This window comes from uncultured Lutibacter sp. (genome assembly GCF_937891065.1).
Lineage (GTDB): Bacteria > Bacteroidota > Bacteroidia > Flavobacteriales > Flavobacteriaceae > Lutibacter.
Window position 1 is genome coordinate 1 of record NZ_CALAEQ010000122.1, and the last position, 7,599, is coordinate 7,599.

Consider the following 7,599-nt stretch of genomic DNA (forward strand, 5'->3'; position numbering starts at 1 on the left):
TATAAATAAAACTATGGGCAAACTAAATTCTCTAGCCATCAGTGACAACGGATTTATATTTAAACCTTCAACGGGTGAATCTTTCACCACAAATGAATTAGGTTTAATTATCCTCAGCCTTTTAAAAGAAGGAAAATCAGCTGATGAAATAATTAATGAAATTACAGAAGAATTTGATGTAGATGCTATTTCTGCCGGACGCGATTTGTATGAATACTTAGATTTTTTGAAACGTGAGAATATGATAGATTAAGCTATGAAAAAGAAACTAACCATCGCAGTAACCGGATTAAATAATATTGATAGTCCAGGTCCTGGAGTTCCAGTAATTAGAGGAATAAAAGATTCAGGAATGGATGTCAAAATTATAGGTTTGGCCTACGAAAATTTAGAACCAGGAATTTATATGCCAGGTTTGGTAGATAAAACCTATTTAATGCCTTATCCTTCAACAGGTAGTGAAGCATTTTTAGAGCGTTTGGCATACATTCATGAAAAAGAACAACTAGATATGATTATTCCAAATTTTGATTCGGAATTATATTTATTTATTAAATATAGCGATCAATTATTAAAAATGGGAATTCAAACGTTCTTACCAACTATGGAGCAGTTTGAAGAACGTCATAAAGATAATTTACCTGAATTCGCTAAAAAGTATAAAGTTACAGTGCCAGAAAGTAAGACTATTATGAATAGTAATGACCTAGCTAATTTACCAAAACCTTTATCGTATCCATATTGGATTAAAGGTAAGTTTTATGAAGCTTTTAAAGTGGTAAATAATAGTCAGGGAGTTTATTATTTTAATAAACTATCTGCAAAATGGGGACTTCCAGTAGTGGTACAACAAGCAATTCATGGTACTGAAGTAAATGTAATTGCCTTGGGTGATGGTGAAGGAAATACCATTTCAGCCGTTGCAATGCGTAAGCAATACATTACTGATAAAGGAAAAGCTTGGGGAGGAATTACTATAAATGATGAACGCTTGCTAGAAATTTCACATCACATTATTAAACAAACAAAATGGCGTGGAGCAATGGAACTTGAAATGATAAAAACTGATGATGGAGAATATCATTTAATTGAAATCAATCCACGTATTCCAGCTTGGGTGTATTTAGCAGTAGGAGCAGGACAAAATATTCCTGAAATGTTGTGTCGTTTAGCAATGGGCGAAAAAGTAGCACCTGTAACAACCTATGAATACGGTAAAATGTTTATTCGTTATTCTTGGGATTTAATCGGTGACATAGCCGATTTTGAAAAAATAATAATATTTGGAGAAATAAAAAATTAAAAAAATGGATAAAAAAATATATGAACGTCCGGTTTTACGAAAAGTAGTAGAAGGTGTACCAAACAAATTTGGTAGTGTAAAAAGATTACGTCCAATAGAAACTATTGATACTGTACCAATTGATAGTATTATTGAAAAATATGGCTCACCAGTTTTTGTGATTTCTGAAAAAACAATGAGAGAAACTTACAGAACGGCTTATCGTGCTTTTTCAACACGCTATCCAAAAGTGCAATTTGCATGGTCTTATAAAACCAATTATTTAGATGCTGTTTGTCGTGTTTTTCATCAAGAAGGCGCTTGGGCTGAAGTAGTTTCAGGTTTCGAATATGAAAAAGCAATTGATAATGGTACTCCAGGGAATAAAATTATCTTTAATGGTCCTGATAAAAGCGATGCCGATTTAAAAAGAGCCATCAATAATAAGTCATTGATTCATATTGATAATTTTGATGAATTGTATTCAATTTCAGGAATGGTTGACAAATTAAACGAACGTCCACAAGTAGCCATTCGTGTAAATATGGATACAGGTATTTTACCACAATGGGATCGTTTTGGATTTAATTATGAAAATGGCGAAGCCTGGAATGCGATTAACCGTATGCTGTCTAGCGGGAAAATGGATTTAATAGGCTTGCATATTCATATGGGAACCTATATAACCATGTCTAAAGCATATGCTACAGCAGTTCAAAAATTAGCAGCCTTAGCAAACAAAACATACGATCGTTTTCAAACAAGTATTGGCTATATTGATGTTGGTGGAGGGTTTGCTTCACAAAACACGTTACAAGGTGCTTATTTGCCAGCAACAGATACCACTCCAAGTTTTGACGATTATGCACACACAATTACGACAGCAATGACTGAGGTTGATTTTCCTAATAATGAAACACCATTGCTTATTTTAGAAACAGGTAGAGCTTTAATTGATGATGCAGGTTGGCTAGCGGGTACAGTATTAGCAAATAAACGTTTGGCTGATGGTAGAAAATCTATGGTAATTGATGCAGGTGTAAATTTAATGTTCACTGCCTTTTGGTATGATTACGAAATTCACCCAGTACACGAATCTAGTTTCCAAAGTGAACCAACAACTATTTACGGCCCTTTATGTATGAATATTGATGTGATTCGTAAAAATATAGAGTTTCCTATGCTAAATAAAGGCGATCATTTTGTTATAAAAAGAGTAGGAGCCTACACCATGACACAATGGATGCAATTTATTACCTATCGCCCAAATATTGTTTTAATTGATCAAAAAGGAGAAGTGCATTTGGTGCGTAAAGCAGAAGATAAAGAAGTATTCAGAAGACAAGAATTAGTTCCTGAACATCTTCAAGATAAATAGATAAAATAGTTATATAATGTCAGCCTGAGCTTGTAGAAAACCCCAGAAAAAAAACTTCAACAAGCTTAGTATGACAAATGATTAAATAATCATGCATAATATTTAATTGTCATTCCTGCGAAGGCAGGAATCTATACAATTGTTAAATGAGATTTAGGAGTTTAAAAGTAACAGATTGCTTCACTTTAGCCTGTCTTTAGCGACAGTAGAAAGGTTTGCAATGATGCGTCATTACGAGGAGCGTTAGCAACGAAGTAATCTTATGATTCAAGAAGTAAATTGCTTTGTCATTCCTGCGAAGGCAGGAATCCATACAATTGTAATAGGAAGTGTTCTAATATTATAAATGAAATGAAACAAAAACTAATAAAGAAAAGCTTTTTCGTAGGTGAAGCGGTTTTAACCAGCTATTCACAAATATTTTTTACTGACAATAAAATATTGGCGTCTATACTGGTTATTGTAAGTTTTATAGATTGGTGGACTGGCTTAAGCGGTTTGATAGCTGTTTTAACGGCGGTATTGTTAGCAGAAGTTTTTGGTTATTCAGAAATGATAACCAGAAAAGGCTTATTTAGTTTTAATGCTTTATTGGTTGGATTAGGAATTGGTACTTATTTTTTACCAGGCTTAGATGTGCTGTTGTTAATTGTAGTTGGTGGTGCTATTGCATTTTTTAGCACCATAGTTTTAATGGGAATATTTGCAAAATACGGTTTACCATTTTTGAGTATCCCTTTTTTGTTGGCTATGTGGTTGCTACTATTAGCTTTTCCATCGTTTACTGGAATTGCTTTAAATATGGAAACCTTGTATCCATCAAATATGTTTTTTAAATTAGGAGGTAAGGCATTGGTTGTAGTTGTTGATGGACTTCATAAGGTATTTAAAGATACAGGTTTTGATACTTATTTTTTATCATTGGGTGCTATATTCTTTCAATTTAACATTTTAGCAGGTGTACTTATTTCAGTAGGTTTATTAATTCATTCTCGTGTAAATTTCTTATTGTCATTGGTTGGTTTTTTTGTAGCTTATTGGTTTTATTCATTCTTAGGAATGTATACAGGTTCTTTAAATTATACCTATTACGGATTTAATTTTATTCTTTCAGCAATTGCTATTGGAGGTTATTTCTTAATTCCTTCACGTCAATCATTTTTATGGAGTTTGTTGTTAATTCCAGTGTTGGTAATTACCACTATTGGTTCAGATCGATTGTTTGTTTATTTTGAATTATCAGCTTTTTCACTACCATTTAATATGGTGATTATAGGGGTTTTATATGCTTTTAAAATTAGATACGACCAAACAAAATCACCAATATTAACGCTCATTCAACAAAAAAATCCAGAGACCAACGCGTATTTGTATGACAGTCAGCCAGCAAAAAAATATGCAGCTTTTACCACAGCAATCCGATTGCCGTTTATGGGAAAATGGACAGTAAATCAAGGGCACGATGGTACGCATACACATAAAGATTTTTTTAAGTTTGCGTGGGATTTTATTATAAAAGATAGAGTTTCCGATAAAGAATTTGAAGGAGATGGTTTTTTAATGAGTGATTATTATTGCTTTGATAAACCAGTGATTGCTCCAGCTTCAGGAACCGTAGTTGCGGTAATAAATAATGTTGAAGACAATGAAATTGGTGTTACTAATACAATTCAAAACTGGGGAAATACAGTAGTCATAAAACATGAAGCGTATTTGTATTCAAAAATGAGCCATTTAAAAAAGGGTTCTGTTGAAGTAAGCATTGGTGATGTGGTAGTTGAAGGGCAACCTATTGGAAAATGTGGAAACTCGGGTCGTTCTCCATACCCGCATTTACATTTTCAATTACAGGCTTCTTCAAAAATTGGGGAGATCACTACTTTTTGGCCTTTATCTGAATATATTGTTGAAGATGAATCAAAATTAGGATTTGTACAAAAGGGAATTCCTAAGAATCAAGAAACATTGTCAAATATAACAACTTCTCCAATATTACAAGCGGCGTTTAAATGGAATCCTGGTGATGAATTTCAACTCAGTATTGCAATAGGAGAAGGTTCGGAATTGCCGTTTGATATAAGAAATGAAATTGATATTTATAACCAGTCATATCTTCATTGTATAAAAACAGGTGCTAAATTATATTATGATAATAATGGTAAAACATTTTCAGCATTAAATTATTTGGGATCAAAAAAAAGTGCGTTATTTTATGTGTACCGCTCTTTTTATAAAGTAGTTTTAAGTGAACATAGTGATCTTTCTATAAAAACAAGATTTCCTGTGCATCATTTATACCGGCTTCCTTTATTAACAATTCAAGACTTTTTAGTGCCTGTTGGTTTATTTTTAAAAGGAAACTACAGTCTTTCCTATAAAGAACCAGAACAACTCTTTAATTTGAAAAAAGTAGCAATGAAAACTCAAATAAAAGGCAGGAATAAACGTGTGTTTTTTTCTGCGGATAGTTTAGTATATAAAAACAGTAAAATTAATATTCAGTGTAAAACAGCTGAAAACTCTAAAATTATGTTAACATGGGAAAACAAATTGTATTTATCATAGCATTGTGGTTTGCGGCCACAGCCAATGCACAAAAAGCAACTTTATCATTTAAGCAAGTAGATAGCACAACGTATGCGTTATTTTTAAAACAAGATTGGAAGCCAATTATTAAAATGGGAAAGCAGTCTAGAACTGAAGGTATTGATTTTTACTACCTAAAAGTTAGAATGGGAATTGCCTATTTTAAAGAAAATAAAATGTTAAGCGCCATTCAATTTTTAGAAGAAGCATATACGGTTGATAATTATGATGTTGTAGTGCAAGAATATTTGTATTGGGCATATCGTTATAGCGGTTTAGAATTAGAATCTAGGTTGTTTTATAGTAAAATGAATAAAATGCTGAAGGATCAAATTAACTTGGTACAGCCTTTTGTTTCAGCATTAGATTTTAATGTATTAACCACAAATAATTTAGATTATGATGAAATGCTGAAAGAAGACGCTGTTTCTGAAAATAATGACATTCGGTTTATCTCTAAAAATTATCAACTCTTTTCTGTAGGAATGAACCATCCTTTGTCTAAAAGAGTTAATTTATATCATCAACTTTCAGTAATGCCCACAACTTCTGTTCAACAAGAAAATGTTGCTGGGATTCTTCAAAATGAAACCTATAAAGGAAATGAATCTCGGTATTATACTGATGTAACCGTTGCGCTTGGAAACCGTTGGTATTTAGATACCTATTTGAATGTGATTTTTGGGAAATATGATAATTTGAACATGGATGAAACCATCATAACAACAGGAAATGGACGAAGAAGTATAACTTCATCATCTTCAACAATAAATTACACCGATTTAGTTTTTGGAGGTTCATTAACAAAAGCATCTTATTTTATGCGAAATAGTGTAAATGCATCTGTTTCAAATTTAAACGGATTAAACCAATTTCAAGCAGGTTATTCAATGGCATTATATCCTTTAGGAAGTACATTGGTTGTTCCTTTTGGGTCTATTCAATATCATAGTCAAGATCCAGATTCAAATATGGTTTTCACAGGAGGTTTATCAATAAATACAGATAAGTTTTCATTAACTGGATTTGGGACTGTTGGAGATTTAAGCAATTTTATTGCTAACAATGGCGCTATTATTTATAATCAATCAGCAACAGCTTTAAATGAATTTGGATTGTCTTTACAATTTTCAGGTAAAAACTCAACGGTAAAAGTTGGATATTCGTTTATGGAAATGGAAGATAATTATTATACAGAAGATTTTAATATAACAACAAAGACATTTAATTTTAATCAACAAAATATAACAGCAGGAATTACATGGAAATTTTAAGAAAAATTGGTATTATAGGGGTATTTATATTTTTAGTAAAACCGGTAGCTTTTGCTCAGGTTAATTTTTCTAATCTACAAGAAGCTTTCAGTAAAAGCTATACACTAGAAGCACAAGGAAATTATAAATTAGCAGCCGATGAGATAAAAGCGTTTTATGAAGAAAGCTCGTACGAAACAAATTTACGGTTGGGTTGGCTAAACTATATGGCTGGGAGTTTTAATGAATCTATCGCTTTTTATAAAAAAGCAATGGAGTTAATGCCGTATGCCGATGAACCAAAATTTGGGTATAACTTTCCATTATCAGCATTGGGACGTTGGAATGAGGTGATTACTATGTACAATCAAATTTTAGAAAACTCACCTCATAATACAAAAGCAATGTATTATTTGGGAACCATATATTACAATCGTTCACAATTTGATAAGGCAATAGCACTTTTTAAACAAATTATTGATTTATACCCATTTGATTATGATGGTTTGCTAATGTATGGGTGGACAAATCTTCAATTGGGGAAGAAAAAAGAAGCGAAAGTATTATTTCAAAAAGTACTATTAAACAAACCGAATGATACTTCAGCTATTGAAGGATTAGCTTTGGCTAGCAAATAATTATAAGAAATACGATGGTTTAAGTTTTTATAATGTTTTTTATAGTTTTTTTATGTTTTCCGAATAGTTAGAATAGTATGTATTGGTAAAAGATAAATTTGTAATTTGCATAGAATTGATAAATTTGAATAAATTAACTTTTAAATACATTGAATAAAGAAGCTGAATTTATAAGAGATTTAATAGATACCAATCAGAGTGATAAAGCGTTTAAGAAATTATTAGACCTTTATCAAGAGCGATTGTATTGGCATATCAGAAAAATTGTAATAACTCATGAAAATGCAGATGATGTGCTACAGAATACTTTTATAAGAGTGTATAAGGGACTTCCTAATTTTAAGCAAAAAAGTTCTTTGCATACTTGGATGTATAGAATAGCATATAATGAATCGATTCGTTATTTAGAACAAAATAAAAACAACCAGCAAGATTCATTAGATGATGTAAATAAAACCTATA

Annotated in this window: 7 protein-coding genes; all 7 read left to right on the forward strand. The window is 31.7% G+C overall.

The genetic code is table 11. The annotated features are described in order from the left end of the window. On the forward strand, window positions 1-253 hold a 253-nt coding region (locus Q0352_RS07135), incomplete at its 5' end, for a PqqD family protein (RefSeq protein ID WP_299525796.1). A gap of 3 nt (window positions 254-256) precedes the next feature. Continuing rightward, a complete protein-coding gene (locus Q0352_RS07140) occupies window positions 257-1,303 on the forward strand; it encodes an ATP-grasp domain-containing protein (RefSeq protein WP_299525799.1) in 1,047 nt (348 codons plus the stop codon). A gap of 4 nt (window positions 1,304-1,307) precedes the next feature. Next, complete coding sequence (locus tag Q0352_RS07145) at window positions 1,308-2,660, forward strand: hypothetical protein (protein ID WP_299525802.1); 1,353 nt, start codon at window positions 1,308-1,310, stop codon at window positions 2,658-2,660. A 351-nt stretch (window positions 2,661-3,011) separates the two neighbouring features. After that, the gene (locus Q0352_RS07150) at window positions 3,012-5,225 is read left to right on the forward strand and encodes an urea transporter (protein WP_299525805.1); all 2,214 of its coding nucleotides are present in this window, start codon (window positions 3,012-3,014) and stop codon (window positions 5,223-5,225) included. Next, window positions 5,198-6,520: a hypothetical protein gene (locus tag Q0352_RS07155; protein ID WP_299525808.1), complete on the forward strand. Its 1,323-nt coding sequence runs from the start codon at window positions 5,198-5,200 to the stop codon at window positions 6,518-6,520. Before Q0352_RS07150 ends, Q0352_RS07155 begins: the two co-directional genes overlap by 28 nt. After that, on the forward strand, window positions 6,508-7,137 hold the full coding sequence (locus Q0352_RS07160; protein ID WP_299525811.1) for a tetratricopeptide repeat protein: 630 nt from the start codon (window positions 6,508-6,510) through the stop codon (window positions 7,135-7,137). Before Q0352_RS07155 ends, Q0352_RS07160 begins: the two co-directional genes overlap by 13 nt. Before the next feature lie 149 nt (window positions 7,138-7,286). Then, the coding region (locus tag Q0352_RS07165; RefSeq protein ID WP_299525814.1) for an RNA polymerase sigma factor at window positions 7,287-7,599 on the forward strand (313 nt) is incomplete at its 3' end.